Below are 26,767 nucleotides of genomic sequence, written 5' to 3'. Positions count from 1 at the left end.
TAATTCGACCAATATGACGGGCGCGGAACGGCGCGCCACCTTCGGCCTGGCCGGGGTGTACGGGTTCCGCATGCTCGGCCTGTTCCTGATCCTTCCGGTGTTCGCGCTGTATGCCGAGAAGCTGCCGGGGGCGACCCCGCTGCTGACCGGGCTCGCGATCGGCATCTACGGCCTCACGCAGGCGGTGTTGCAGATCCCGTTCGGGCTCCTGTCCGACCGGATCGGACGCAAGCCGGTGATCATCGGCGGCCTGGTGCTGTTCGCGATCGGCGGGGTGGTCGCGGCGCTGGCCGACGACATCTGGCTGATCGTCGTCGGCCGGGCGATCCAGGGCAGCGGTGCGGTCGCCGCGGCGGTGATGGCGCTGGCGGCGGACCTGACCCGCGAGGAGAACCGCACCAAGGCGATGGCGACGATCGGCGTGACCATCGGCGCCTCGTTCATGCTGGCGATGCTGGTCGGGCCGCTGCTCGGCAAGCTGATCGGGGTCAGCGGGATCTTCTGGGTCACCGCGGTGCTGGCGCTGCTCGGCATCGCGTTGGTCGGCCTGGTGGTGCCGACCCCGTCGCGCAGCAGCGTGCACCGCGACGCCGAACCGGTACCGGCGATGTTCCGGCGCGTGTTGCGCGAGGCGGACCTTCTGCGCCTCGATTTCGGCATCTTTTCACTGCACCTGATCCTGACGTCGCTGTTTCTCGCGGTGCCGCTGGTGTTGCGTGATCTCGGCCTGGCCACCGCGCAGCACAGCATGCTGTATCTGCCGGTGATGCTGGGTTCGATCGTCGCGATGGTGCCGTTCGTGATCCTCGCCGAACGGCGTGGCCTGATGAAACAGGTATTCGTCGGCGCGGTCGCCTGCCTTGCGGTCGCACAGTTCGGGCTGGGTGAACTCAGCGGGCACCTGTGGGGGTTCGTCGCCGCGCTGGCGCTGTTCTTCACCGCGTTCAACCTGCTCGAGGCGACCCTGCCGTCGCTGGTTTCCAAGGTGGCGCCGGTCGATGCCAAGGGTACCGCGATGGGGGTCTATTCGACCTCGCAGTTCGGCGGCGCCTTCGTCGGCGGCGTGGCCGGTGGCTGGGTGCATCAGCACCTGGGGCTGAGCGGTGTGTTCCTGTTCGGCGCCTCGGTCGCGGTGGTCTGGCTGCTGGTCGCCAGCGGCATGCGCAAGCCGGGACGCTACGCCAGCCGCCTGGTGCACCTGACCGCCGGCGGGCGCGATACCGGCGAGCTGGCGGCGCGGCTTCGCGGCATGCCCGGGGTCATCGAGGCGGTGATCGTCGCCGACGAGGGGGTCGCTTACCTGAAGGTCGACCGCGACCGGTTCGACGACGTGGCGTTGGGTGAAATTGTCGCCGGGCCGGCGTAGACTGCCGGGCAACCAAATACCAACGGCGGCGCACGGAGGCGACCGTCGGCTAGAGGAGGAAACATGGCGAGTAGAGGCGTCAACAAGGTCATACTGATCGGCAATCTGGGCCAGGACCCGGAAGTACGCTACATGCCCAACGGCAATGCGGTGTGCAACATCACGGTGGCGACATCGGAGAGCTGGAAGGACAAGAATACCGGCGAGAACCAGGAGCGCACCGAATGGCACCGGGTGGTGATGTACCGGCGCCTCGCCGAGATCGCCGGCGAGTACCTGAAGAAGGGTTCCAAGGTGTATCTGGAGGGGCGGCTGCAGACCCGCAAATGGCAGGATCAGCAGGGCCAGGATCGCTACACCACCGAGATCATCGCCGACGAGATGCAGATGCTCGACAGCCGCGGCGGCAGTGCGGATTTCGCACCGTCGGCGGGGTCGCGCGCACCCGCCTCGAAGCCTGCGGCCCAGGCGGCCGCACCGGTCGACAGCGGTTTCGAGGACGACATCCCGTTCTGACGTGCCGCTGCGTCGATCGCGCGGATAGACGGGGCGCTTCGGCCCCGTTTTCGTTTTCGACGCGGACCGGCTAACCTCGAACCTCCATCAGCGCAACGACTGGGTCGGCGAATGTACACGCTGCTGATCGCATTCTTTCTGGTCGCGATCGTGACCTCGTTTCTGTGTTCCCTGTGGGAGGCGGTACTGCTGAGCATCACGCCGTCCTACGCGCAGATCAAGCTGCAGGAGGGTGGTGCCCTGGGGCGCCGGCTGCAGGCGTTCAAGGACAACATCGACCGCCCGCTGGCCGCGATCCTGACGCTCAACACCATCGCGCACACGGTCGGCGCGATCGGCGTCGGCGACCAGGCGGCGAAGATCTGGGCGGACGCCGATCCGCTGATCACCGGGCTCGTCGTGCCGGTCGTGATGACCCTGGCGATCCTGGTGCTCTCCGAATTGATCCCCAAGACCCTCGGCGCGAACTATTGGCAGGAGCTCGCGGGCTTCACCGCGCGCTCGCTCGCGCTCGTGATCCGCCTGCTGGCGCCGCTGGTCTGGTTCAGTCAACTGGTCACCCGGGCGCTCAAGAAGGCCGATGTCGGCAGCGCCTTCACGCGCAGCGATTTCCTGGCGATGGCGGATATCGGTGCACGGCACGGGGTGTTCGAGCAGCACGAGTCCGACATCATCGGCAATCTGCTGCAGTTCCGTTCGGTGCTTGCGCGCGACGTGATGACACCACGGACCGTGGTGATCGCGGCATCCGCCGCCCAGACGATCGGCGCCTTCTTCGAGCAGCACCGCGACCTGCGGTTCTCGCGCATCCCTGTGTTCGAAGGCGACACACCCGACCACGTGATCGGTTATGTGCTCAAGGACGAGATCCTGGCGCAGATGGTCGACGGACGACCCGACGAGGCGCTGGGCAGCCTGCGGCGCGACATCCTGGTCGTCCAAGAGGACCGCCCGATCGTCGACCTGTTCAATCAGTTCCTGATGCGCCGCGAACAGATCGCGATGGTCGTGGATGCGTTCGGCGGCATGTCCGGGATCGTGACCATGGAGGACGTCATAGAGACGCTGCTCGGCGTCGAGATCGTCGACGAGTCCGATCCGACGCGCGACATGCAGCAGCTCGCTCGCCGCCATTGGGAGGCCAGGGCCAAACGATCGGGGTTGGTGGTCACCGAAGCGGCGCGTCCCGATGTGCCGGAAGGCGCCGCGAAAGACCAGGAGTGAGTTGCTGCATCCACCGGCCCTCTGCCAGGATGTTTTTCTCCGACTCGGCACAGGCGGGGGCAGATGTTCTGTCGGCCGGTGGATGCGCAACCTGTCTATTGCGAAGCACGACCGGTGCCAACTGTCTCAATACGAATAAATTCAATGCGTTAATGCTGTCGTGACGACCGGTACCATGGGCTATTGTAAAGCCGGCCGAACACTTTAGTCGTTTAGTGCCTGGCGGCTCATTGTCTCTTCCGTGCAGGTATCCCTTTGCTGCCGTGCGAAGTGACTGAGTTCGGGGAAGAATTCGGCAAAATCCTCGCGAAAACTGGCGTAATTCGCTTCCAGTTCGGCGACCGCTTCGGCGAGCTGGCTGGGGCGACTCAGGCGCCGCTCGATGCCGGACAATGCGCGCCGGATACCATCGATCTCGCGGTAGGAGACGAGCAGATCGTTGCGCACCATGTACAGCACGCTGTGCTGCATGCGCGGCGGCAGACTGGGCAGCTGCCGGTTCAGGATGCGGTAGATCCGGCGCGCGTACTGCGGCAGCGGCTGGCGCGAGTACGCCGGCCAGTCGCAGGCCAGGAAATGGTCGAAGAACAGGTCGACGAGGATGCCCGCGTAACGGCGGAACTCGGGGTCGATGCGCGCCTTGCTGCGCCGGACCACCGGGTGCTGGTCGGTGAACGAGTCGACCCGTCGGTGCAGCAGGATGCCGGCGCGCACGGCAGCCGGTCGTGCCGGGTCGACCCGGCCCTTGACGAAGTCGCCCATCAGGCCGCCGATCAGCAATTCGCTGTCGTCCCCGGCGAGGTAAAGGTGGGCCAGGTAGTTCACGGCGTCGCGAGGGTCGCCCGATGGAGCCGGATCAGCTCGTCGATCGCCAGGGTCTCGCTGCGCGCGCCCGGATCGACCCCGACCGCGGCGATCTGCTCGCCGTCGAGCAGGCCTTTGAGGTTGTTGCGCAGGGTCTTGCGGCGATGTGCAAAGGCCTGCGCGACGAAGGCACCGAAGGTGCCGATCTGCGCGACCGGCACGCGTGATTCGGCCAGCGGACGCAGGCGCACGACACTGGAATCGACCTTCGGCGGCGGGTCGAACGACCCCGGACCGATGTCGAACAACGGCGTCACCTCGCAGCTCACCTGCAACATCACCGACAGGCGTCCGAAGGCCTTGGAGCCCGGCGCGGCGGCCATGCGTTCGACGACCTCTTTCTGCAGCATGAAATGCATGTCCTCGATCACGTCGGCCTGTTCGAGCAGGTGGAACAACAACGGCGTCGAGATGTTGTAGGGCAGGTTACCGACCAGACGAAGCTTCTGTTCACCTGGATGCAGGCTGCGGAAGTCGAACTTCAGCGCGTCCGCGTTGTGCAGGTTCAACTCGCCGATCGGTGCGCACATGTGGCGCAGCGGTTCGAGCAGGTCGCGGTCGAGTTCGATCGCGTCCAGCCTGCCGGCACGTTGCAGCAGCCCCTTGGTCAGCGCCCCCTGGCCCGGACCGATCTCCACCAGGCGTTGCCCCGGCCGCGGATCGATGCAGTCGAGGATCCGCGCGATCACCGCCTGGTCGTGCAGAAAGTTTTGGCCGAACCTTTTCCTGGGACGGTGGCTCAAGGGGTTAGCCTTTCAAAAGTCTGAGAAATGAATGCGTTGAGTTTCGGGCAAAACCAAAGGGCTGCGCAAATCAGGGGGTTAGGTTTGTGGTGGTGGAGATTCGAACTCTCTTCGATTTTCGCGGCGGTCGGAAACGACGGCTCATTGGCTAGTTGTTGAGTGAGCTAGGCCAGTCCGAGCCCCTCCGACAACCCCTGCACCTTGTTCCAAAAGCCGGGATCAATCCCTTCCTGGGGAATTCTTTGGATAATTTCCTTGAATCCATAAAAGACCTGAGGATCAGCTCCAGATTCCATAATGTAGATGAGCAGCTTCGCTACTGCATAAGGGAATCGCTCGGGTAAATCGCTGTTTTTTAGGTCATACCCGATCGACAGGTGTTTGAACGGCGTGGGAGGCATCTGAACCGCAATATTCACAGCTTCCCCGTACACTGCGGTGAGCTGAGTCGTCCATTCCAACATCTCATTGGTTTCCACCTCGTCCAGCACAGCGGGTATTCCTTGAAGCCGGTTGTTCCAGTACGCACGTAGCCACTTATCCCACTGTTCTTTCTGTTGCTCTTCGTTGAGGCCACGAAGCATTCGGTCGACGCTAAACGCAAAATTTCGCCTGTCCGTCTCGTCGCCATTCAGAAAAAAAGTTGGGATTGCTTCGTCCAGTGGTTTTTTGGCGTAGTACATGACCATCACCACAAAAAACTCGGCAAAACGGTCACGATGCGATGCAAGTTGATTCCCGAGTTGCGAGCAGGCTTTCAAAAACATTGGGGCCAAAGCATCGAATACACGAGGGTTCAAGCTTCCCCAGGTCAAAAAGCCATCCCAGCTTTGCTGCATTCTTGTCGGGTCTTTTTCGTGCTCGAACCAAGGAAGGAGTTGTTCCTTCGTCCAGTCTTCGTCAATCGATAGGAAATAAGGGAACTGGCTGGCGAAAACTGCGAGGGCTACACCGCTAGCCGAACTACCTTCTTGAATGATGCTTTCTATCGGAAGTCTGAAAGCATCAGGAATCGAAGACGGTTTCTTCTCTTGTGCTTTCCACCACAAGCTCAGCGCGTGGAGCCAGTACTGGGCAAGCACGCCGGCAGAGTTGTTGATCGCAAACCCAAGCCAGTCTTCTTTGGCCTCTGGAAAGTCCTCGACCGTTACATGTGCCCAGAGCCCTTTCGCGATACGGTTTGTGTCATCCAAACAGGAGAGCGCAGAGGTCTTTCCTTCTTTTTCAACAAGAATGAGGAGTGCTCGGGAGATGTCATATGTCGCTCTAGGGTATAGCCTCTGATCCTTCAGCCAGAAAAGGATACGCTGACACTGTTCTTCGTTATCGGGCCATTCCTTCCAGGCATCGATCAACGCCGCCCAGAAGTCCGAATCCCAGGCTCCAGTCTTCGCAAGAGCTTCGGCAAGTTCAAAACCCCAAGGGGCGTTTGTTCTCGCAGCTTCTGTGATTGCGCCTTGTAGACCACGCACATCTGGTCCACGAAACTCATCACCCTTAAAGCCCTGTAGTGTTTCCAGCCAATCGTTTGGAGACTTTGTGAGAAGCTCCCCGGCGCTATAAGGGCTTTTATGTCCAACCCATTCTGCGCCGGAATGCCAGTGAGTAAGGTCTGGATGCTCACGAGACTGAAGATCGGGAAATTCACTCGTCAACCTGGATATGGATTCATTCAACAATTCACAGCTTGGGTCGGACCTTTTTAGCCACTCAAGCCAACTATATTTTTCCCTTGCCGCGTGATGTTCAGCCTCGCCATCATCAAGGGGCCATCGGTACTTCAATACTTCGTCTAGGAGTTCTACTCTGGAGGTGGGGGTCAACAACCCGTATATGTGGGCACCAAACTGGTAGGTCTCGTGATGCGTCGCAATGTCGTGAAGATTAAAATGTTGAAGAAAAATCTGTAGTTTTTCATTTGCGTCCACGTCCGCTCGTTGAGTTAGATAGTGAACACATAGTCGGCGAATGATTGGCGCCTCGGATCTAGCGTGTCTGAGGAAAAGGCTGTGAGCGTATCCTGGTTGGCTGATGGCAAGTTGCTCCCAGGCATCTCTCGCTGCATCTATCAGCACATCTTCCCGGTGATGCAGATCATCTTGCTCGTGCGGCTCAATCGCTGAGCGCATGTATGACAGTGTGTCTGATTTTTCGTTTGCGCGATCCCAGGCAGCTAAGTGGCTATGAATCGTACTCAGTGTGCTGATGGCAAGTTCAAAGATCTCGGTTGAAATGCGTTCGAGATGGGATTTGAGGTACTTCTGATAGAACTCATTGAGATGCCAGTGATCAGCAAATAATTGGTAATTGATATCGAGGTTGGTTTTATCCTCTCGCTCGTCATTCTCGTCATACCAATTAATCCCTTTTTTAATCTGCAATTGGGGTTCAGCCATTTTCGAGAAGAGTTGAAGAAGCTCTTTGTCGAGATCATATCTTGCGCACCGTTCCGCCAGCCATTCCAGGATTGTGGTGTCGCCGTGGGGCGGGGCTGTTGCAATGAGGAGTGTCACCCATCTTGAAAGGGAGATGGCAGAGTCTGGAGTGTTCTCGCCATCCTTTGCCAACCCAATTTCGCGACCAAGAATCCACCAGAATAGCGAATTCAATCGAAGACCATGCTTGCCTACAATGAGAATTACTTCCTCAGGGTATTCGTGTGTATAGTGCTCTGAGATCCACGCTGCCAATATGCGTTGCTCTTCAGTCAAAATATTACCAGCGAACAAATCATCAAGAGCGCCCTTGCCATCTAGCCAGGCTGGCCAGCTCTTGTCTTTGGCTACATTTGTGAAAAATCGAATGGTATTGCGGTTGCGAACAGCGTCCAGGATTTGGTGCTCGCTTTCTTCGTCTTGGGGTGGTGGGCTTGACGCTAGGGCCGTGAGTTCCTGCTTCCAATCGAGCTGTGTGCGATTTAAGGGCATCTCGAATAATCCCCCGATTCGGGCAGAATAACAGCGATCAAACAGGCAAAGGGTAGATCGGATGCAACCAGGGTTTTTCGACGATGAGGATCGGCTGGCGAAGCTGGAGAAACTGGGTGATCCACTGCCACGGCTGGACAGCATCGTGGACTGGCAAGCATTCCGGCCGTTGCTGAAGGTGATCCACCAGAAGCAGCGCAAGAGCAATGCCGGACGCAAGCCGCATGACGTCACGTTGATGTTCAAGATGCTGGTGCTGCAGGCCTTGTACAACCTCTCGGACGATCAGACCGAGTTCCAGGTCCGTGACCGGTTGTCGTTCCAGCGCTTCCTCGGGCTGTCGCCGGAGGACACCGTGCCGGACGCCAAGACGTTGTGGTTGTTCCGCGAGCAACTGGTGCGTCACGGCTTGATTGACAAGCTGTTTGCGCGCTTCGATGAGCAGTTGTGGCAATCGGGCCTGATGCCCAAGGGTGGCCAGATCATCGATGCCAGCCTGGTCAACGTGCCGAAGAACCGGAACACGCGTGACGAGAACAAGCAGATCAAGGAAGGCAAGATGCCTGACGGATGGGATGACAAGCCGAACATGAAGCGGCAAAAGGACGAGGATGCACGCTGGACGAAGAAGCACGGCAAGAGCCACTACGGCTACAAGAACCACATCAACATCGACAAAGAGCACAAGCTGATCCGGCGCTATGCGGTGACCGACGCCAGCGTGCACGACAGCCAGGTCTTCGATGAGGTGCTGGACGACGAGAACAGCGACCGTTCCATCTGGGCCGATTCCGCCTACCGATCACAAGCGCGCGAAGAACAGCTTCGCGAACAGGGCTACAAGAGCCGAATCCACCGCAAGGGCAGCAGTCGGCGTGCGTTGAACAAACAGGAGCAGGCGACCAACCATCGGCGCTCAAAGGTCCGCGCCCGCGTCGAGCATGTCTTCGGTGATCAACGCACACGCCAGGGCAACATCCTGGTACGAACCAAGGGCAAGGTCCGAGCGGCAGTGAAGATCGGGCTGATGAACCTGACCTACAACATGCGACGCTTGGAATTCTTACTCAGGCCGCAATCCGCCTTCTGCACGGCCTGAAGGGCCGGAAAGCCGCCGAGGGCGGCGCGCAACGGCCAACAAGGTGAGAAAACCGGGCCGCTGGATTCGGAAGAAGACTATCAGCGCGGCGAAATGGCACGGTCGCTACATTGATCACGCCGATGGTGGCGTTAGAACGAATTGATCGAGGTGCCCTTAAATAGTCCGCAAGCTTGGCAATGCCGCTATTCAGAAAAGAATAATCACTTGGTGCTGGTTTCGGAAACCAAATAGGGGTGATCCCACGCGCTTTCCAATCGCTCTCGTCGCTGCCTTCGGCAATGAGTACGTATCTGTTTCCATCTCGGCTTGGCAGCGCTCGCGCCAGGTAGTCCATAACAACATCATCGTGGCTGTAACCGATAAACAATACTGAGTAGTTTTGAAAGAGATCGACAAGGAAACGCCTTGCCCAGCCTTCGGTGAGGTAGGCTCGTCCAAAGTCTGAATCTGTAAGCACAATCCCTTTTGAAAATTCTCGACTCCCGTGGACATGCACGATGCCAGAAAAGTCATGGCCGAGAGGTAGTGCTGGGGCTCGGTAAACACTAACGATGTCATCCGTGATTTCAGCGCAGGCTTCTTCAAATAGGGTATCGAAGTTTGTGGTAACAACTTTTATGTCGGTGGTTTCAGGAAACAGTCGGAGCAAGTCACGATGAAGGGGGGTATGAGAGCCAGCTACCGGGTTTAATGCCGTGCAGCTTCGTTCGTGTATACGAACTCCCTTTCTATGGATTCGCCCGAGAAATCGGTCGACTGGTTCGCCATCTCCTCTGGTCTCCCCTGTTCCTGCTGCCAATTGTTCAGCTAACTTGAAGAAACTTGGGAGTTTGGCCGGTTCGCCCATCGACACGCCCGCGCCAGCAAAAACCACGCACGTCTTATCGCGCATGCTTCGCATCAGTTCATCGGGAAAACGTATTTGGTCGATTTTCATGCCTAATTGCGAACCATTTAACACGATATTGGTTTTCAACGCCGCCATCGAAAGTGTCGACAGCCCTCATCCCTACCTATCTAACTCCGCGTAATCCGCAGAAAAACCACACCGGGCAACACTTCTGGCCGAACCTTTTCCAGGGACGGTGGTTCAAGGGGACAACCTACAAATTACAAATCAATTCAGGCGATTATGAACGGTCTGAAACAGAATACCCACGGGGGTCAGAGTGTTAGGGATGCGTGGCGCGGTACTCGTGATTGTGACGTGCTGGACGCTGGGTATTGGAGGTGGCGAGATGAACAGACAGCAGGTCTTACAGGCGTTGAGTGCGGCTAAACCGGCGCTCGCCGAGCGCTACGGTGTCACGCGGCTCGCGTTGTTCGGCTCGACCGCCCGGGACGAAGCGCGGCTGGATAGTGACGTGAATATTGTCGTCGGCTTCGATGGGCCGGCTGCTTCGGCCCGTTACTTCGGCGTGCAGTTTTATTCGGAAGATGAACTCGGTTGTGCCGTTGATTTGGTGACCGAAAAGGCGTTGCGGGCAGAACTCAAGCCTTATATCGAGCGCGAGGCGGTGAATGTCTGACCGAGAGCGAAGTTTCTATATCTGACGGTACCCCCGTAATCCGAGCCATGCGGGATGTGGGAATGCCTTGTATTTGAGGGGCCCCAAGGAGGCCCCTAGATGAAGCGCAAGCGCTACATAGAGGAACAGATCATTTCGATCCTGAAGGAGCACCAGGCCGGTGCCTCAGCGCCTGACCTGGCCCGCCGCCACAGTGTCGTCGAAAACACGATCTACCACTGGAAGCCGAAATACGGCTGCATGGAGGTCTCCGAAACAAGGCGGCTGCCCGCTGGGTCAATATGGCGCTCGGCCTACTCGTTGATACCGAGTAGTTCCACATCGAAGACCAGGGTGCTGCCCGGGCCGATTACGCCGCCTGCACCGCGGTCGCCGTAGGCGAGGTCACTGGGGATGAAGAGGCGATTCTTCTGCCCGACAACCATCAGCTGCAGGCCTTCCGTCCAGCCCTTGATGACCTGGTTCAAACCAAAAGAGATCGGCTCTCCCCGGTCCACTGAGCTATCGAAAACCGTGCCATCGATTAGCGTGCCGTGATAGTGCACCTTGACGCGATCGTTCGGCCCGGGAGATACGTTGCCATCGCCTGTTTGCAGTACCTTGTATTGCAGACCGGACGCAGTGGTGACGACACCCTCGGCCTTGGCATTCTCTGCCAGAAAGGCCTGGCCCTGCTGGACGTTTGCCGTGGCGGATTGCTTGTTGCGGGTGAGCATTTGATACACCAGCATCAATGCGATCACGAGCAGTATGGCGAAGATGTACTTCAACGGGCGGCTCCGGGAATTGGCGTTGGCGCAGGAGTTTAACCCAGCTGGTGCTAACCCAGAGCCGCGCTTCCACCATTGGGTAGCCATCGCTTATCCCGCCCGAGGTCTTGGAAGTTGTTCCAGACGCTGTAGCCATCGTTGTTTGGCTCGATCAGGGTGAGCAGTAGGCTCAGTTCAATAGCTGCAGTGACTGTGCGAGCACTCTGTTTCTCGGTTGACGACGGTCTGCGATTGGAGTCCAGTCACCGAAATCGTCGACGGGCTTGATCCTCTGACTCGCGAACTCCGCGCAATCCGCAGAAAAACCATGCCGGGCAACACTCCTGGCCGGACCTTTTCCTGGGACGGTGGCTCAAGGGGTTGTCCTGGTGAATACACGAGAAATGAAGGCGTTAAGTTGCGGTTGAAAGCAAAGGGTTGCGCAAATCAGGGTGTTAGGGATGCGAGGGAGAGATTCGAACTCTCTTCGGTTTTCGCAGCGGTTGAGATTCGACATCCGGGAAGCCAGGGCGTCCTGCCACTGGTCTGCTGCCGACAATCTACACTTCAAATCCGACCTCAAGGCCTCTGAGTATGGCGCCCCGATATTGGACCTGATCTTTCGCGCCACGGGATCCGAACCGCGGAAATGATGGCATTTGCGCTATAGTCCCGGGCAATGAGTCGGATCTTCATTTCGTATCGCCGCCAGGACGCCGCGGACGTTTGCGGTCGGATGTTCGACCACCTGGCGGCCCATTTCGCGCGCGACGATCTGTTCAAGGACGTCGATTCGATCGGTTTGGGTCTGGACTTCAGGGCAGTCATCGCCGATGCGGTCGGATCCTGCGATGTAGTACTCGTCGTCATCGGCCCCGATTGGGAGCATGCGCGTGATGGGCAGGGCCGCTCGCGCCTGCTCGACCCGGATGATTTCGTGCGCATCGAGGTGGAGGCGGGCCTCGAGCGGGATGTCGCGGTCATTCCCGTTCTCGTCGGCGGCGCGGCGATGCCAAAGCGTGAGAACCTCCCCGAATCCCTGCATCCACTCGTATACCGAAATGCGATCGCGCTCCGGGCCGACCCGGACTTCGCCAGCGACATGCAACGCCTGATCCGGGCGTTGGAGAGCATCCTGGCATCGCCGGTGGCGGCCGCTGGTAAGGCGAACACGCCAGAACCGGCGCCGGCACGCATGGGGCCACGCGCACGGGGTGCGCTATTGGCCGCGCTGGCTGTGCTCACGCTCTTACTGGCCGTGATCGGCTATCTTTTTCAGCAGGACAGTCCCACTGCGGTCCCGCAAATTGAGGAAACAGACCCCTGTGCGGCGTCCAACCCACCGGCATCCTGCCTGTTCCAGTGAGCGAGGAGCGGAATCGATGAAGCAAAAGTTTTTCCGGCTGGCGCTGAGCCTGCTCGGTGTGCTGATTTCTACCAGCCACGCAGCCAACTCGGCTCGCTGTGAGCGTCTCGAAACCGGGGATAACTTCGATGACCTGAACAAGATCCTCGACTGCATCGAAGCGAAGACCGGTGCTGGTGGCGGCCCGCTGGTGACCTCGACGCAGGTAGCGGTCTATGGCGAAGAATCGGAGCCGAACAACCGGATAGGCGAGGCCAACCGGATTACACTCGGCACCACGGTGACCGGCAGGCTCAAGGATGGCAGCGACATCGACATGTTCACCTTCGTCGCCCCGGAATCTGCCGCGAACGTCAGAATCATACTGCGGCAGACCGACACGACGGGGTTCTATCCACGGGTCAAGGTCTACGACGACACCGAAACGATCGTCCTGAAACCCGGTGCGACGATCAACACGACGCTTTCGGTGCCACTCGAAGTCAGCCCCGCGGCGCAGTACTTCATCACGATCAACTGCTGGCAACTGTGCGGCAAAAACATGCCCTACGAGCTGCTGGTGCGGGCACAATAACCATTGCAGCACGAGATCCCCGCGTAGCGCAGACATGATGTCGTCAACGACGTTATCCAGGCATGCTGTCTTGCGGCCTTCATTTCGTTTGCCGACATTTGTCGGCGAAATCGTCGACAGCATTCATTGCCACCGCTCCAACTGTGCGAAATCTGCAGCAAAACCACATCAGACAACACTTCTGGCCGAACCTTTGCCTGGGACGGTGACTCGAGGGTTGTCCTGGGGTCTGCGCGTCAAATGGGTGCGTGAAGTTGCGGGGAAAACCGAGGGGTTGCGCAGATCTGGATGTCAAACGTCCGCAGGGAGAGAATTGAACTCTCTTCGGTTTTCGCGGTGGTTGGAATAGCCCGAGCTACGTCCAGGAGGGCATCGGGCCAGGTCTGGGCCTGCGCCGCGCGGTAGGATTTCGGTTGCGCTGAAACTGAAGTGCTTGATCTGATTGAGTACGGCGGCCTGTGCGCATTTGGTTCTGGGCCATGAAAACCGAAAGCCCGCGGAAGCCCGGGCTTTCAGTTGTATCGCCGCTGGCCGGCAATTATCTCACCGGCGGCCTGCAGCCGGGCCTGATGATGTGGCTGAACCAGAGAGATTCCGAGATCGCGACAAGCTGCCGTCCGTGTTGCGCATCGAGTTCATCATCGAGTCGTCGTCTTCCAGCATTTCATCGATGATCTCGATATGCATTTCACTGATCTGTTCATCTACGAAATCAAAATTCGGGTTCGTGTCTTCGGAAGGGTGGTGAGCCCAAACTGCCCCGGTCACTGCAAAGGAGGCGATCGTGGCAAACACCGCAGTCTTGAGTAGTGCCTTGTTCATGAGTGGTTCCTTCTCTGAAGCTGCCAGGTGATTGAAGTGAACTTGATTCACAGGGAGTCGTTCTCTTCAGTTGGTTTTATTCTGGGAACCACGTGTTTCCCTGATTTTTCGCCCTATTGCCGCTTTGTATCCGTAATGTTTCAAGTTGTTACGGGGCAAAGCCCGTTTGGTCGAAACGCCTTTCACTGCATCGCCGAAGGCGACGAGTACGAATGCCCAGCCGGTGTCCGGCGGATCTGTCGCTTCGCATGCGAAGGGGCCGGCAGGACGATAAGGCGCTATCGGTCACCGACCCTTTTTTCGTGATGTTCAAGGGGTTGGTTTTGCAGCACCCGTATAACCTGGCTGACGAGCAGACCGAATGCCAGATCCGTGACCGCCATTCCTTTTGCCGCTTCCTGGGCATGACCCCAGAAGGCCAGGTGCCGGGCGCGCGCTGGACGAAGAATCACGGACAAACCCATTGTGGCTGCAAGTACCACATCAGCATCGACCGTAAGCACAAGCTGATTCGCCATTTTGAAGCCACGTCGGCGTCGGTGGCCGACAACACGGTGTTCGATGCCCTGCTCGATCCGACAAACACCGGTGCGCATGTCTGGACCGATGCGGCCTGTCGTCCGGTGCTTGCGGGCAGCCACTCGAGGATGCCGGCTACCGCAGCCACATCCACACCAAGGGCCAGGCGAACAGACCGATCTCGGCGTCTCAGCAGCGCGCCAATCGCCAGCGCTCAAAACACCGTTGTCGCGTGGAGCATGTCTTTGCCACGCAGCATGCGATGGCTACCCTGCTGGGGAAAGGTCAGAAACTGCCTTTGACAATGACGCCAAGAGTCCAGTTTCTTTACATCCCCAGGAGATTGCTCGGTTTTTTGGGAAAGTAAGCCATTCATTCGATTCGCTAATTCTTGACAGGCATGGTCTATGCCTATGCATTTATAGGCACATCACCAGATTGCTTGCCAAGCGTTAGAGAAGTTTGATGAGAACATTGAATCTTGCCGCGGCACTCATACTTGGGGTTTTGGCTATGGGGTCGTCGTCCGCGACGGTCATTTATGCCGAAGCATCAGGCAGTGCAAACCCGGATCCGATTATTGCGACCGCAACCAACAGTCTCACGAATGGAGACTTCGTAATCACGCAAGATCCGCTTTCTTGTTGTTCAACCCTTCTAGGGGATGGCAACAACGATGATACCGCTTGGATCTTTGATTTCGGCGCGAGCGCCGACAAGGTCATTGGGGGGACCTTGGCCTCAGCGATGCTGACATTGACACTTCAGACAACCGGCGGCGTCGTTTCTGACACGATTGAAATCGTCGGTCTGGGAGCCAGAGCCGCTACGGAAATAAGAAGTCTTGCTGGCGGTTTCAACGGAACAATCACGTTTGATTTACTCGACTATTATTCATCGGCTTCCATACTGACGGAGCTGGGCAATCCATCGGCCGGTCAGTTGAGTATGATCTATGAAGACGACGCGATAGTCTCTTTCGCCAGCTTGTCCCTGCAGACAGTACCGACGCCTGCCAGTCTGGCGCTGATCCTCATTGGCGTAGCGGGTTTTGGTATACGGTTTCGCAAAACCGGCGCGCCAAGCTAGCTGAGAACGGCGAATGAACCAGGTCGATCGGATCTATTGGTCTGATCGCTTGGTGTCGGAAGTAGCAATCAGTCCTTGCGAGAACTTCGTCCACTTTCGGGGTGCAGCGCCGCCTCCATGAATGGTTGCCGTAGTCCGGGTTTGGCCGACCTCAGAGAGGAAAAGCCGCCTCAACGGGTGGCTTCACTCGTCGCGAAGTCCGCTGGGCAGCGGCCGACCCGGGCGCACGGATTTCGCAGTCGCACGACGCTGTTCGCGTACGCGGGCTACAAGACCTCTTCGATTTCCGCCGGAAGTTCCGGCTCAAGCACCACCCAGGCGAGTTTACTCCCCACCCATATGTTCCGGTTCGGTGCAAACCGTTCGGGCTGGTCCAAAGTCGCCACCGTCACGTCCAATGTGGTCGGCGCGAACTGCGTATATATCGCGAGCTGTGCACCACAGGACGAACAGAGATACCGCTCGGATTGCGGAGTCGGCCGGTACACGGTCGGTACGCCGTTCTCCCACCGGAACGACGCAAGCGGGACCGTTGCCCAGGTCACGAAAGTACCACCGGTGGTACGTCTGCAGATGCTGCAATGGCAATTGGCTACGTCGTGTAGCGTCTCCTGTGCAATGACGTAGCGAATGGCCTGACAGTGACAGCCTCCCCGGATCGCCATTGCTTCCTCCTCATCGTGGGGCGAGCCCAGCAACAACCGCGGCGCCTTTCCGCGTCCAAGACGATGATGCTGCGGTACGCGGGTCGGGCGCAACGAACAATAGCTTGCGGGGATGTTGCAAGGCCACAGGACGCATGAACTGAGCATGCGGCATCCCGGTTCCCGAGCTCGACTCCTCGACAAATCCGCGCCATCCGGATCTCCCACCGTCGACTCCGAACGGATAGGCGTATGCGAGAGGGGTGTGGGGGGGGCGCTTCGATTCTCGCGGCGGTGCTTGTTGCGTGTGGCCAATCGGGTCCATGGCCAGCCCATACTTTAGTTGAGCGGGTTATATCTCGCGTCTGCCTTGCAGATGTGGAAGCACGCCAAAGGGTCAGATTTCCGGGCTCAAACTTCCAGTCGACGGCCAGAAATTGGATACAGGGCGTAGCCGAGCAGTGCGATCGCCATCAGCCACAGCGAGCCGGGCTCCGGTACGTCGCGCGTGATTCGGAGCCGATAGGCTTCGACCTGGCTGCCGCCGACATTGATCAACTCGACCCCGGTGCTGGCGCTGTAACCCGCAACCAGGCCGGAGATGTCGACGCTGTAGAAATCGTCGAAGATTCCGTCGATCGACTCGGAAACGATCAGGTCGAAAACCATGCTGTCGAGCATCGGTGTGAAATCGAAATCGATGAAAAGCTGACCACCGAGAAACGCCGATTGCGCATCGATGGCTGCGTATTCGTCGACACGCACGCCGCCCCCGATGGACATGCTCAGGCGTGCACCATCGCCCATCGTCAGGGCCCCTGCCGCATCGATCAGGCTACGCTCCAGGTCTAGTAGCGCAATATCGCCGGGGGCGGCTCCAACGAATACCCGCCCGAACAGGCCGCCGGTATCGGTGCCGACGCCGACATTCAGGCGGCTGTCGGTCAGCGTCATGGAGCCGTTCCCGGTGCCGCTGCTGCTGAAACCTATCGCGACGAATTCTCTGGCATCCAGGTCGCTATGGGTCAGCTCGACATGTCCGTTGGGGTTGCCTGCGGGGTTGAAGGATTCGCCGACCTGCAACGCCTCGACCTGGCCGCTGACATGGTCGAACGTGGCGCTGGCGTTGGTTGAACCCGCACCCACGACGTTGCCGACGCGCAGCAGCCCAGTTGAAATTTGACCGTTGCTCATCTGCAAACTTGCATTGGCCTGTTTGGTCCCGGCGACACCCGATATCAGGCCCACGGTGACCAGCCCGCCCACGTTCAGGTCGCCATTGCTGATCCGCAAGGTACCATCGGCAACCGAGTCCAAGCTGCCGGAATTGGTGCCGATGTTCAGATTGGACGAGAGCACCACGTTGCCGCCAGTCACCTCCACCAGGCCGGTGGCATTCGCCGTACCATTGCCGGCTGTGCCGATAGACATGGTGTTGCCACCCGTTATGCCACCCGTGCCGACGATCAGGGTGCCCGTGCTTGAGCCGCTGGTGGTGCCACCGCCGGCAACGCCCACCGAATGGACGCCATAGCCGGACACGCCGTTGAGGGACAGTTCACCAAGGGCGTTGCCGCTGTGGTTGTTCTGCAACTGGCCCACCGCGAAGGCGCCGCTCAGGTCGCTACTCAGGCTGCCGCTGCCCAGGCTGGCGATGCCGCTCACATCACCCGGGGATGTTTCGCTGCCCAGGTGAGCGCCTACATATGCGTGCCCCGCCGTGACGTCACCGCTGGCGGCGCTGAACTGGCCATCGGCCTGCGTTCCGTCCAAAAAGGTGAAGCCGACCTCGAAGAAGGTGAGGTTCCGGGTCAGGTTCAGGGCATTGGTCAGCGTCATCGAACCGGTACCCGAGCCGCCGGCATCGTCGCGCCCAACGGCGAAGAAGTCGTAGTCTCCGGTGAAGGAGTCAGCCGTGATCGTGCCCTCGGCGGTGCTGCCGGCCCCGCGATTCGATCCCAGCTGGAATACCCCGGTGGCGCCGCTGACGATGGCGCCATCGACACTCAAGGCGCCCTGGGCGCTGGTGCCGGTGGCCGAGAGGCTGGTGGTGTTGCCCACCTGCAGGTCGCCGTTCACGGTCAGGTCGCCGGGAGAAACCACCAGATGGCCCGAGGCGGCGGTGGTGTCCGCGGTGGAACCCAGATTCAGGGTCTGGACCTCGATGGAGGCGTTGGCCGCAGCGGTGCCCCCATTTCGTATCCGGGCCACGTCGACCGCGGTGGGAATGGCGCCGCCGGCATCCCAGTTGGTGCCGTCGAACCAGTCATCGACACCCGGGTCCTGCCAGGTCAGCAGCGCAGCGCCGACTGTTGTCGCCCAGGTGGACAGCGCGAGCGAAGTGGAAAGTAGAAAGAACCGGCCCAGTGACACCATCGAAGATCTCATAAGATTTGACTATCAGTTTTTTTGATATCTCGTGAAAGGCAGGCAATATTCGATCCGCATTGCATATTGATCAGTTTTTTCAAAGGCTTATTGTGATGCGGGTGGGAGGTTGGTGGCTCATGTGTCAAATAGGCTGACAACGATGCGCCGGTCAGGAACGCCTAAGCCATAGGCAGCGCGCAATATCCGCGCTGAGATATGCAACGGCACGGCGCAAGGGGCGCACCTGAACTTTCCCCCGCCGGGGAATCTATGTTGTGAATACACCGATTGCGCCCCTTTCCCGTAGAAATGTCGCCGGTAATTCCGTAACAATCGACATAGACTGAAAAATCGGGGGATCGCATCGTAGTCGGGTGGGTGCAGGATCTGATTACGATTCCCGGCAGTCGTGTCGAGGTCTGACAAAACCCGAGCGATGGACGATAGCGTGCGGCGCCGTATGACCGAGCAAACCCTGTCGAACCGCTGCTGAATGATGACATTCGCAGCCACCGGCAACTCGTTGACCCTCGCTCCAAGTTCATCGGAAGCAAATATCGAATAAGGGAGATAACAAATGTCACAGTTCAAAGTTGGTTTGGTAGGCGCCGCTGCGGTCATGGGACTGGCGTTCTCTGGTGCCAGCCAGAGTGAAGACTGCGATATCGGACCGATAGGGATGAGTGCGCTGAACCCGGTCGAGAGTACCCGCCTTGGGGGCTTGTTGATGTCCGGATTGCGGGGCAAGTACGAGGTTTCGGTGGCCTATTTCGGCAGCAATGAACTGCGGCGTGGCCGACCGCTGGAATGTCGACCGGTCAAGTACCGCATCGACACTTTCTACGACGCGGGCAAAGGCGCGATTGAGGTGATGCCGGGAGAGGTTCTGACGCTCGACCCCTGGAGTGTGGGGCGGACAGCCGTGTCGAATGTACGGCTGCCGAACGACGCTTCCAGTGCCGGCGACAGCCTGTCCGGTGCCGACATCATCGGCTTCAGCCTGAATGTCGGACCGACAAGGCCCGGATGCGCCTTGATCGGTAGTGGCAGTTACCTGCCCGAGGGAGGGGACGGCTCCGTCACTCCGATGCCGTTCGCGCTGATGCCGAATTATTCGAGGTCCGCCGGCAACCTGGCCTGCAGCCAGCGCTGAGTCGGCGCCCGAACGCGGTACCTGGACGATGCCATCAGGTCTGCGACGGGCGGTCTAACCTCGGGGACGGAGCAGATGCGTCGATGGCCGGCTGTTACAGCCGTTGTTGTGGCTGCGATGGCTGGCATCGGCGCTTTGTTCTGGTCCGGATATCAGCAGCCGGCGAATAGCGGCGAGCCGGCCGCTGCGGCGGATCCGCCGCGACCCAACGTCATTGTCTTCCTGGTCGACACGTTGCGCGCCGATCACCTGGGTGTGTACGGGTATGACCGGGATACCTCGCCGGTGCTCGATCGCTGGGCCAGCGGCAGCACCGTGTTCGACAACACCTATGCGCCCAGTTCCTGGACCAAGCCCAGCATGGTCACGCTGTTCAGCGGACTGGATGCGATCAGCCATGGTGCCGAAGACCGTTTGGACAGAATCCCCGCCGATGTACCGCTGCTGGCCGAACGCCTGAAAGCGCTTGGTTACTCGACCTTCGGCGCCGTGACCAACCCCAACGTCCTGGCGCACTGGGGATTCGACCGGGGTTTCGACGTCTACCGGGACCTCGATTCGGCCGGCAACGGCACCCCTGCCAACCGCGTCACCGAGTTCGTCGAGGAACACCTGGACCGGCTTGAGCAAAGTCAGCCGTTCTTTCTGTATCTGCACGTCGTCGACCCCCACTTCCCTTACCAGCCACCGCCACCGTTCGACAGCCGCTTTCCGCGCTCGCGCGCGGTTCCCGCCAACATGTCGGTTGGCCGGTACGACGGCGAGATCGCCTTCGTCGATGCCCAGTTCGGGCGGATCACTGAGCTGCTGGGGCAGCGCGGACTCAACGATCGCAGCATGACGATATTCACCTCCGACCATGGTGAGGAGCTGTGGGAGCGTGGCAGATTGGGTCATGGCAGCACGCTGTACGAGGAGGTGGTGCGGGTCCCGTTGCTGATCCGTTTCCCGCAGGGCCGCTTTGCCGGCATCCGGGTTGCTGCCCGCACCTCGCTCACCGATGTGTTTCCCACCGTGTTGCACGCGCTCGGTGAGTCGCCTGGCGAGCGGCTGGATGGTCGCGATCTCGCCCCGTTGATACAAGGCAGCGTGACGGACACGGCGGAACGCGACCTGTTTCTTTCGCTCCGAACCAGCGGCCAGGGTGGCCACCGGGTACGTGGTGTGCTCAGCGGTCCGTTCAAGTACCTGAAGCGTACCCGACCGGAGGCGAACGAGGCGCTGTTCGATCTGGTGCAGGATCCGACGGAATCGAAAGATATCTCGGCTGACGAACAGCCGCTCCAGGCCCGCCTGGCAAAATCTTTGAATGCCCATCTGGCGCAGCGATCAAGCGGCGTTCAACTGCGCATCGTCAATGCGGCGGCAGGCGAACCGCAACGGGCCGAGGCACTGATCCAGACCAGCGGGGACTTCACCGAGGTGATGGGGATTCGCCTGGAGCAGGGAGACGGTTTCGATCTTTCGGAAGACCGCCGGCAACTGCGCCTGAGCTGGCGGCTGGAGAACCGCTACCAGGAGCTCAACAGGGGCAAACGCCTGGTGCCCGACGAAGATGGCATCCGATTCCAGGTGACGCCGCCGGATGCCAGGATTGTCGTACAACAGCTGGAGATCGGCGAGGCCGGCGAGGCCAGGCTGAGGGTGGGTGACGGGGAACAGGCCCAAGCGGTGCCGTTTGCGTTTCAGGCCAGCGATGATGCCTGGCGCATCCGCGACATCGACGATCTGCTCGCCGACGCCGGCGCAACCTCCGGCGATGACAGACCCGGAGTCTTCCTGGGCGTGATCAGACCACCGGCCGCAAACGCCGCCAAGCCATCCAGGGAGCTGCTCGAACGCCTGCGTTCCCTCGGTTACCTGGGCGGCGACGACGATGCGCAGTAGGGCTCCAGCCTGCATGCAGCACCCGTCGATCGGGGCGGACGCGACGGGCGCAGGATCGATCGGGCGACAACCGTTATCGAAGTGCACCGGTCCGGCGCGATCATCCCGGATACTGGTGCAGCAGGCAGGCGAGCCGCTCAACCGGGGCGACAGCGGTTGCGGTACAGCGCGCTATCGACCGCGCCAGCCATGTTGTCGACATTCAGGCCTGCCGCGACGAAATCGGCGATGCGTCCCGCCTGCAACTGCGGATCCTCGATCACCTGCGCATAGTCGACCTCCAGATGATCGAAGTGACTGGCGTGTCTGAGCAGGTAGGTTGCGCGCCACAGATCGTCCTCGAACAGTCGCCGCATCCGGGCCTGGTCGATGTCGTGCACCTGCCCGCGACGCGCCAGCATCCTGGCCTGCGACGCAAGCACTTCTCCAAGATCGCGGCGCATCAGTATCACCTTGTAGTTGTACCTGTCCGGTAGTTCACGCAGCAGCGTGGAGACCACCTTGACCGCTTTGCCACGGGCGTCACGCAGCCAGCGTCGGTCACCATCGGGCAGATGCCTGACCTGCTCAAGCTCGAAATAGCCCTGCGGATTGTCCTCGTCGGCGGCGCGCCTGGCATCGGTCAGCAGTGCCAACCCACCGGCAGCTAGCATCTGCATCAGCATCGACGTGCCGGAGCGGGGCAGCCCCGAGACGACGATCACGGGTTCGCCATAGACGAGACGACGCAAGTGCCAGATCAACCGATTCATGGGCCCGATTCTGTCACAGCCCGGCGCGATCGCCGGCGCAGCGGACCTTTCCGTCCGCCTCACCGCTGTATAATCGGCCTGTCTCACCGGACTCCGACCGTTGGCGGCCCGAATCAACCCAACACTCACGAGCGACGAGTCGTTTGAAGCTGCCCCACCTGGCCCCCGGACTGGCTGCAACTTTGGTCATCGCAATGACCATCGGTATCGTGCACCCGGCACTGGCGTATATCGGCCCGGGCGCCGGCTTCGCGCTTGTGTCCTCGGTCGGGGTCCTATTGGTGACGGTGCTGTTGGCACTGTTGTCGCTGCTGCTCTGGCCACTGCGCTCGGTATGGCGGGTGGCGTTCCGCGGCAGGCGCGCACGCGCATGGGTCAGACGCCTGATCGTGGTCGGCTTCGACGGCCAGGACGCGGCCCTCACCGAGCGTTTCATGGCCGAGGGCAAACTACCCAACTTCACCCGTCTGGCAACGACGGGTTGCTATAGCCGCCTGCGCTCCACCTATCCGTCGATCACCCCGGTCGCCTGGTCGACCTTCAGTACCGGCACCGGCCCCGGTCGACACGGCATCTTCGACTTCCTCGAGCGCGACCGACGCTCCTACCTGCCACTGCTGTCTTCGGTACAGATCGATGCCGTCGAGCGCAGCCTGAAGATCGGTCGCTGGCGGCTGCCGCTGCACAGGCCGGCGATCCGCTTGATGCGCAAGTCCAAGCCTTACTGGAAGGTGCTGGCCGAACATCGGATCTGGAGCACCATCCTGCGCATGCCCGTCTCCTTCCCGCCGGAGCCTTTTCGCGGCGCCCAGCTGAGCGCGATGTGCACCCCCGACCTGCTCGGCACCCAGGGGACCTTCCTGCTGTACACCACGCGTCCCGCGCGCGGGCAGATCCAGGAGGGGGGTATTCGTATCGGCCTGCCGCGCGTGCAAGGCGGGCTGCATCGCTATGAGACGGTGATCCAGGGACCCGACAACGCCTTCCGCGAGGGCAACCCGCCGGTCGAGACGGCGCTGCGTATCGCCGCCGACCGGGCCGGCCAGCGCACGCGCATCGGCATCGACGGTGACGACTTCGAGCTGGTCACCGGTCAACTCAGTCCCTGGGTGACATTGAAGTTTCGAGCCGCGCCAGGGGTGACCATCTCGGGACTGTGCCGGATGCTGGTGAGCGAGGCGGACGAGGAATTCTCGCTCTATGTCAGCCCGATCAGCATCGATCCGGAGCGACCGGCGATGCCCATTTCCCACCCGCCGTATTACGCAAGCTACCTCGCCAAGATGATCGGGCCTTACTCGACCCTGGGTCTGGCCGAGGATACCTGGGCACTCAACGAGGGGGTGATCGATGACGCGACCTTCCTGAAGATGGCCCTGGACGTCGAAGACGAACGCGAACGCATGTTCTGGCGTGCCTTCGATCGCCTGCGTCGCGGCAGCCTCGCCTGTGTGTTCGACGCCACCGACCGGGTGCAGCACATGTTCTGGCGCTACACCGAGGAGGGGCATCCGGCGGTGCGCGAGCCCGGCGCCCGTCATGCCGATGCCATCGAGCAGATGTACCGGCGCAATGACCGGCTGGTCGGCAAGCTGCTCGGTCGCTTGGGCGACAAAGACCTGTTGATGGTCGTCTCCGACCACGGCATGACCTCGTTCCGGCGCGGCTGCAACCTCAACCGCTGGCTGCATGACAACGGCTATCTGGCGCTCAAGGAAGGCGCCGACGGCAAGACGCCCTGGCTGCGCGATGTCGACTGGACGCGCACCCGCGCCTACGTCATCGGCCTGACCGGGATCTTTCTCAATATCCGGGGGCGTGAGTCTGCCGGCATCGTCGAAGCGGGTGAACCTGCCCGGGCGTTGAAACGGGAATTGATGCAGCGATTGGGCGGGCTGGTCGACGAGGAGAAGCAGGAGCGCGCGATCAATGAGGTGTTCGAGACCTCAGAGATCCACGACGGGCCCTACCTGGAACGCGGACCCGACCTGATCGTTGGTTACAACCACGGTTACCGGCACTCCTGGGACTGTACGTCGGGCATCATCGCCGGTGAGGTATTCGAGGACAATCGCAAGGCCTGGAGCGCGGATCATTGTGTCGATCCGCGCCTGGTGCCGGGCATCCTGTTCAGTAGCTGCGCCATCGACGAGCCGGATCCGGGGTTGATCGATATGGCCCCCACGGTGCTGCAGCTGTTCGGCCTGCCATCCGAACACTACATGGAGGGCCGGCCGCTGTTCCACCGCGACCCCTTCGCCACCCGGGGGCAGGCGGACGGCGACCCGGCGGACGACGCCCGATGAGCGCAACGCCGGGCCCTGCGGCGGTTGTCGGCGCACTGCGCCGTTGGCCATCGACGACGCTGCTCCTTGCGGTCCTCTTGCTGGTGTTACCCGGCTGCGAACAGACGGCATCGGAGCTGTCCCCCGGAGTCGCACCACACCCGGATGCCAAGCGCATGATCGTACTGGGGTTCGACGGCATGGACTACGGCCTCACGCGACGCTTCATGGAGGAGGGCCGGATGCCGAACCTCAAGCGACTCGCAGAGACAGGACACTTTCAGTCGCTGGCCACCTCGGTGCCGCCACAGAGCCCGGTCGCCTGGTCCAACTTCATCACCGGTCTGGATTCCGGCGGCCACGGGATCTTTGATTTCATGCACCGTGACCCACTGCAGTTGCTTCCCTATCTGTCCACCAGTCGGGCGACGCCCACGTCCAGCAGCATCGGGCTGGGGCGCTACCGCATCCCCTTGTCCAGTGGCAGCGTCGAACTCCTGCGCGACGGCGAGACATTCTGGGAGGTGCTCGAGGCCCATGGGGTGGAGACCTCGATCATCCGCATGCCGACCAATTTCCCCCCATCGGGCAGCGCGACGCGTGAAATCTCGGGCATGGGAACACCCGATATTCTCGGCACCTATGGCATCTCGTCCTTGTACACCTCCGAACCGCTGCGCTACCAGGGCAGGCCACTCAACGGCGGCCGTATCTACCCGGTACACGTCACCGATGGCAGGGTCGAAGGCAGCCTGCATGGCCCCGACAATCCGTTTCTGCGCGAACCGCACCAGCTGCGCACCGGTTTCACCGTGGATGTCGATCCCGATCAGCCGGCGGTGCTGCTGACGGTCGACGAACAGCAGCGGGTGATCCAGGTAGGGGAATGGAGCGACTGGGTGCCCTTCAGTTTCGCCATGGTCCCCACCCAGCGCCTGCAGGCCGAGGCGCGTTTCTTCCTCAAATCGGTGCGGCCGGAATTCACGCTCTATGTCAGTCCCCTGAACATGGATCCCGTGGCGCCGGCGATGCCGATTTCTACCCCGCCGACCTATGCCCGCGACCTGGCCCAGGCAAGTGGTCGCTTCTACACCCAGGGCATGCCCGAAGATACCAATGCCCTGGAGAGCGGCATCCTCAGCCGCGAGCAGTTCCTTGAGCAGGCGCACCTGGCAGGTCGCGAGTTGATCCGCCAGTACCAGCAGGTGCTCGAGGATTTCGATCGAGGGCTGTTGTTCTACTACTTCGGTAACCTCGATCAGATATCGCACATGATGTTCCGGCCGCTCGACCCTGATCACCCGGCCTATGACGAGCAGTTGGACGCACCCTTTGCCGATGTCATCCCGAATGTTTATGCCGAGCTCGATGGGGTCGTTGGCGCAACATTGGCGCGTATGCCGCCGGACACCACCCTGGTGGTGATGTCCGACCATGGATTTACCAGTATCCGTCGCGAGTTCGATCTGAATGCCTGGCTCAGGCAGCGTGGCTACCTGGCCGTGATCGACCCTTACCTGGAGGAGGATCCAGGCTTGTTGCTGAACGTGGATTGGACCCGCACCCGCGCTTACGGCCTCGGCCTGAATGGCCTGTATCTGAACCTGCAGGGGCGCGAGCGCGATGGCATCGTAGCACCCACGCAGCGCCAGGCGCTGATTGATGAGATCTCGCAGGCGCTACTGGATACGAATGACCCGGCTACCGGGCTCCCCGTCGTCACCCGCATGTATCAGCGTGACCAGATCTATAACGACCAGGGTCAGCTGCAGATCGGCCCGGACCTGCAGGTCGGCTACGGTCCGCACCTGCAGTGTGCACAGGGATCGGCGATCGGCAAGGTCGGTGGCAAGGTGCTGTCCGACAATCGCGATCAATGGAGCGGCAACCACGCGATGGACCATGAACTGGTACCGGGGGTACTGTTCAGCAACCGTCCGTTACAACAGCCGGTCGCGAACCTGCAGCAGCTGGCCGGCGCATTGCTGGCGGAATTCGGCGTTGCGGGTTTTCCGCACAGGCAAACGCCCGGGCCGCAACAGATTGCCGACAAATAACCGGAGGAGAAAGCGCTGATGTTTGGCTCACGCAATGTTCGGCTGGACAGCGAGCTGGTCGCAAAGGTGGAGAAGATATCCCGCATCGCGGGCTATTCATCGGTATCCGAATTCGTCACCCATGCGCTCGAACGGGAACTCGCGAAACTCGAGGGTGCGAAATCGGAAGAGGAGATCAAGAAACGCCTGCGCGGACTCGGTTACCTCGCCTGAACCATCACCTGGCAAC

24 protein-coding genes are annotated in these 26,767 nt (G+C 60.5%); 15 read left to right on the top strand and 9 right to left on the bottom strand.

Annotation, left to right across the window (positions count from 1 at the left end):
- Window positions 1–13: 13 nt before the first annotated feature.
- The 3 genes from H6955_07990 to H6955_07980 all read left to right on the top strand — a co-directional run bounded on the left by H6955_07990 (window position 14) and on the right by H6955_07980 (window position 3,106).
- Window positions 14–1,366, top strand: coding sequence for an MFS transporter (locus tag H6955_07990; GenBank protein ID MCP5313483.1), 1,353 nt, complete (start codon window positions 14–16; stop codon window positions 1,364–1,366).
- 63 nt (window positions 1,367–1,429) lie between these two features.
- A complete protein-coding gene (ssb, locus tag H6955_07985; GenBank protein MCP5313482.1) occupies window positions 1,430–1,882 on the top strand; it encodes a single-stranded DNA-binding protein in 453 nt (150 codons plus the stop codon).
- Window positions 1,883–1,993: 111 nt separating this feature from the next.
- A complete protein-coding gene (locus H6955_07980) occupies window positions 1,994–3,106 on the top strand; it encodes an HlyC/CorC family transporter (protein ID MCP5313481.1) in 1,113 nt (370 codons plus the stop codon).
- Between the two features lie 204 nt (window positions 3,107–3,310).
- Here the strand turns inward: H6955_07980 and H6955_07975 are convergent, their stop codons facing one another.
- The 3 genes from H6955_07975 to H6955_07965 form a co-directional block, all read right to left on the bottom strand.
- Window positions 3,311–3,931, bottom strand: coding sequence for a DUF479 domain-containing protein (locus H6955_07975; protein ID MCP5313480.1), 621 nt, complete (start codon window positions 3,929–3,931; stop codon window positions 3,311–3,313).
- On the bottom strand, window positions 3,928–4,713 hold the full coding sequence (gene rsmA / locus H6955_07970; protein MCP5313479.1) for a 16S rRNA (adenine(1518)-N(6)/adenine(1519)-N(6))-dimethyltransferase RsmA: 786 nt from the start codon (window positions 4,711–4,713) through the stop codon (window positions 3,928–3,930). The genes H6955_07975 and rsmA overlap by 4 nt, the downstream gene beginning before the upstream one ends.
- A gap of 164 nt (window positions 4,714–4,877) precedes the next feature.
- Window positions 4,878–7,640 carry a DUF4020 domain-containing protein gene (locus H6955_07965; GenBank protein ID MCP5313478.1) on the bottom strand — a complete coding sequence of 921 codons (2,763 nt, stop codon included), beginning with the start codon at window positions 7,638–7,640 and terminating at the stop codon, window positions 4,878–4,880.
- A gap of 61 nt (window positions 7,641–7,701) precedes the next feature.
- Here H6955_07965 and H6955_07960 point away from each other — a divergent pair, with 61 nt between their 5' ends.
- The gene (locus H6955_07960; protein ID MCP5313477.1) at window positions 7,702–8,739 is read left to right on the top strand and encodes an IS5 family transposase; all 1,038 of its coding nucleotides are present in this window, start codon (window positions 7,702–7,704) and stop codon (window positions 8,737–8,739) included.
- Here H6955_07960 and H6955_07955 read toward each other — a convergent pair.
- Window positions 8,708–9,727: an SIR2 family protein gene (locus H6955_07955; protein MCP5313476.1), complete on the bottom strand. Its 1,020-nt coding sequence runs from the start codon at window positions 9,725–9,727 to the stop codon at window positions 8,708–8,710. The two genes, H6955_07960 and H6955_07955, sit on opposite strands and share 32 nt — an antisense overlap.
- A gap of 253 nt (window positions 9,728–9,980) precedes the next feature.
- Between H6955_07955 and H6955_07950 the strand changes: the two genes are divergently transcribed.
- Entirely contained in the window at window positions 9,981–10,271 is a 291-nt protein-coding gene (locus tag H6955_07950) for a nucleotidyltransferase family protein (protein MCP5313475.1), read from the top strand.
- A gap of 99 nt (window positions 10,272–10,370) precedes the next feature.
- Window positions 10,371–10,649, top strand: a complete 279-nt coding sequence (locus H6955_07945) for a transposase (GenBank protein ID MCP5313474.1) — start codon at window positions 10,371–10,373, stop codon at window positions 10,647–10,649.
- Here H6955_07945 and H6955_07940 read toward each other — a convergent pair.
- Window positions 10,565–11,002: an FKBP-type peptidyl-prolyl cis-trans isomerase gene (locus H6955_07940; GenBank protein ID MCP5313473.1), complete on the bottom strand. Its 438-nt coding sequence runs from the start codon at window positions 11,000–11,002 to the stop codon at window positions 10,565–10,567. The genes H6955_07945 and H6955_07940 overlap by 85 nt on opposite strands.
- Window positions 11,003–11,699: 697 nt before the next feature.
- Here H6955_07940 and H6955_07935 point away from each other — a divergent pair.
- Both H6955_07935 and H6955_07930 read left to right on the top strand, forming a co-directional pair.
- Entirely contained in the window at window positions 11,700–12,386 is a 687-nt protein-coding gene (locus H6955_07935; GenBank protein ID MCP5313472.1) for a toll/interleukin-1 receptor domain-containing protein, read from the top strand.
- Window positions 12,387–12,402: 16 nt separating this feature from the next.
- Window positions 12,403–12,960: a hypothetical protein gene (locus H6955_07930; GenBank protein ID MCP5313471.1), complete on the top strand. Its 558-nt coding sequence runs from the start codon at window positions 12,403–12,405 to the stop codon at window positions 12,958–12,960.
- 543 nt (window positions 12,961–13,503) lie between these two features.
- On the opposite strand, the gene H6955_07925 is transcribed toward H6955_07930, so the two are convergent.
- Window positions 13,504–13,782 (bottom strand): hypothetical protein, encoded by a 279-nt coding sequence (locus H6955_07925; GenBank protein ID MCP5313470.1) that lies wholly within the window; start codon window positions 13,780–13,782, stop codon window positions 13,504–13,506.
- A gap of 305 nt (window positions 13,783–14,087) precedes the next feature.
- Here H6955_07925 and H6955_07920 point away from each other — a divergent pair, with 305 nt between their 5' ends.
- Both H6955_07920 and H6955_07915 read left to right on the top strand, forming a co-directional pair.
- On the top strand, window positions 14,088–14,603 hold the full coding sequence (locus tag H6955_07920) for a transposase (GenBank protein ID MCP5313469.1): 516 nt from the start codon (window positions 14,088–14,090) through the stop codon (window positions 14,601–14,603).
- A 163-nt stretch (window positions 14,604–14,766) separates the two neighbouring features.
- Window positions 14,767–15,390: a hypothetical protein gene (locus tag H6955_07915; GenBank protein ID MCP5313468.1), complete on the top strand. Its 624-nt coding sequence runs from the start codon at window positions 14,767–14,769 to the stop codon at window positions 15,388–15,390.
- 266 nt (window positions 15,391–15,656) lie between these two features.
- On the opposite strand, the gene H6955_07910 is transcribed toward H6955_07915, so the two are convergent.
- Window positions 15,657–16,055 carry a GFA family protein gene (locus H6955_07910; protein MCP5313467.1) on the bottom strand — a complete coding sequence of 133 codons (399 nt, stop codon included), beginning with the start codon at window positions 16,053–16,055 and terminating at the stop codon, window positions 15,657–15,659.
- Window positions 16,056–16,445: 390 nt separating this feature from the next.
- Window positions 16,446–18,410, bottom strand: coding sequence for a PEP-CTERM sorting domain-containing protein (locus H6955_07905; protein MCP5313466.1), 1,965 nt, complete (start codon window positions 18,408–18,410; stop codon window positions 16,446–16,448).
- 571 nt (window positions 18,411–18,981) lie between these two features.
- On the opposite strand from H6955_07905, the gene H6955_07900 reads away from it, so the two are divergent.
- Complete coding sequence (locus H6955_07900) at window positions 18,982–19,557, top strand: hypothetical protein (protein ID MCP5313465.1); 576 nt, start codon at window positions 18,982–18,984, stop codon at window positions 19,555–19,557.
- Between the two features lie 117 nt (window positions 19,558–19,674).
- Entirely contained in the window at window positions 19,675–21,444 is a 1,770-nt protein-coding gene (locus H6955_07895) for a sulfatase (protein MCP5313464.1), read from the top strand.
- Between the two features lie 137 nt (window positions 21,445–21,581).
- On the opposite strand, the gene H6955_07890 is transcribed toward H6955_07895, so the two are convergent.
- Window positions 21,582–22,196, bottom strand: coding sequence for a sulfotransferase domain-containing protein (locus tag H6955_07890; GenBank protein ID MCP5313463.1), 615 nt, complete (start codon window positions 22,194–22,196; stop codon window positions 21,582–21,584).
- A 221-nt stretch (window positions 22,197–22,417) separates the two neighbouring features.
- On the opposite strand from H6955_07890, the gene H6955_07885 reads away from it, so the two are divergent.
- The 3 genes from H6955_07885 to H6955_07875 are packed head-to-tail and all read left to right on the top strand — an operon-like array spanning window position 22,418 to window position 26,751.
- A complete protein-coding gene (locus tag H6955_07885; GenBank protein MCP5313462.1) occupies window positions 22,418–24,502 on the top strand; it encodes an alkaline phosphatase family protein in 2,085 nt (694 codons plus the stop codon).
- Entirely contained in the window at window positions 24,499–26,538 is a 2,040-nt protein-coding gene (locus H6955_07880; GenBank protein MCP5313461.1) for an alkaline phosphatase family protein, read from the top strand. Before H6955_07885 ends, H6955_07880 begins: the two co-directional genes overlap by 4 nt.
- Window positions 26,539–26,556: 18 nt before the next feature.
- Window positions 26,557–26,751 (top strand): ribbon-helix-helix protein, CopG family, encoded by a 195-nt coding sequence (locus H6955_07875; GenBank protein ID MCP5313460.1) that lies wholly within the window; start codon window positions 26,557–26,559, stop codon window positions 26,749–26,751.
- The last annotated feature ends 16 nt before the right edge of the window (window positions 26,752–26,767 follow it).

This window comes from Chromatiaceae bacterium (assembly GCA_024235395.1).
GTDB lineage: Bacteria > Pseudomonadota > Gammaproteobacteria > Chromatiales > Chromatiaceae > Thiosocius.
This window is presented reverse-complemented; position numbering and strand designations above follow the sequence as displayed.

Bases quoted from the DNA above. Each gene is read 5' to 3' on its own strand.
- H6955_07990 (MCP5313483.1), top strand. From the start codon at position 14: ATGACGGGCGCGGAACGGCGCGCCACCTTCGGCCTGGCCGGGGTGTAC.
- ssb (MCP5313482.1), top strand. From the start codon at position 1,430: ATGGCGAGTAGAGGCGTCAACAAGGTCATACTGATCGGCAATCTGGGC.
- H6955_07980 (MCP5313481.1), top strand. From the start codon at position 1,994: ATGTACACGCTGCTGATCGCATTCTTTCTGGTCGCGATCGTGACCTCG.
- H6955_07965 (MCP5313478.1), bottom strand. From the start codon at position 7,640: ATGCCCTTAAATCGCACACAGCTCGATTGGAAGCAGGAACTCACGGCC.
- H6955_07960 (MCP5313477.1), top strand. From the start codon at position 7,702: ATGCAACCAGGGTTTTTCGACGATGAGGATCGGCTGGCGAAGCTGGAG.
- H6955_07955 (MCP5313476.1), bottom strand. From the start codon at position 9,727: ATGGCGGCGTTGAAAACCAATATCGTGTTAAATGGTTCGCAATTAGGC.
- H6955_07950 (MCP5313475.1), top strand. From the start codon at position 9,981: ATGAACAGACAGCAGGTCTTACAGGCGTTGAGTGCGGCTAAACCGGCG.
- H6955_07945 (MCP5313474.1), top strand. From the start codon at position 10,371: ATGAAGCGCAAGCGCTACATAGAGGAACAGATCATTTCGATCCTGAAG.
- H6955_07940 (MCP5313473.1), bottom strand. From the start codon at position 11,002: ATGCTGGTGTATCAAATGCTCACCCGCAACAAGCAATCCGCCACGGCA.
- H6955_07935 (MCP5313472.1), top strand. From the start codon at position 11,700: ATGAGTCGGATCTTCATTTCGTATCGCCGCCAGGACGCCGCGGACGTT.
- H6955_07930 (MCP5313471.1), top strand. From the start codon at position 12,403: ATGAAGCAAAAGTTTTTCCGGCTGGCGCTGAGCCTGCTCGGTGTGCTG.
- H6955_07925 (MCP5313470.1), bottom strand. From the start codon at position 13,782: ATGAACAAGGCACTACTCAAGACTGCGGTGTTTGCCACGATCGCCTCC.
- H6955_07920 (MCP5313469.1), top strand. From the start codon at position 14,088: ATGTTCAAGGGGTTGGTTTTGCAGCACCCGTATAACCTGGCTGACGAG.
- H6955_07915 (MCP5313468.1), top strand. From the start codon at position 14,767: ATGAGAACATTGAATCTTGCCGCGGCACTCATACTTGGGGTTTTGGCT.
- H6955_07910 (MCP5313467.1), bottom strand. From the start codon at position 16,055: ATGGCGATCCGGGGAGGCTGTCACTGTCAGGCCATTCGCTACGTCATT.
- H6955_07905 (MCP5313466.1), bottom strand. From the start codon at position 18,410: ATGGTGTCACTGGGCCGGTTCTTTCTACTTTCCACTTCGCTCGCGCTG.
- H6955_07900 (MCP5313465.1), top strand. From the start codon at position 18,982: ATGTCACAGTTCAAAGTTGGTTTGGTAGGCGCCGCTGCGGTCATGGGA.
- H6955_07895 (MCP5313464.1), top strand. From the start codon at position 19,675: ATGGCTGGCATCGGCGCTTTGTTCTGGTCCGGATATCAGCAGCCGGCG.
- H6955_07890 (MCP5313463.1), bottom strand. From the start codon at position 22,196: ATGAATCGGTTGATCTGGCACTTGCGTCGTCTCGTCTATGGCGAACCC.
- H6955_07880 (MCP5313461.1), top strand. From the start codon at position 24,499: ATGAGCGCAACGCCGGGCCCTGCGGCGGTTGTCGGCGCACTGCGCCGT.
- H6955_07875 (MCP5313460.1), top strand. From the start codon at position 26,557: ATGTTTGGCTCACGCAATGTTCGGCTGGACAGCGAGCTGGTCGCAAAG.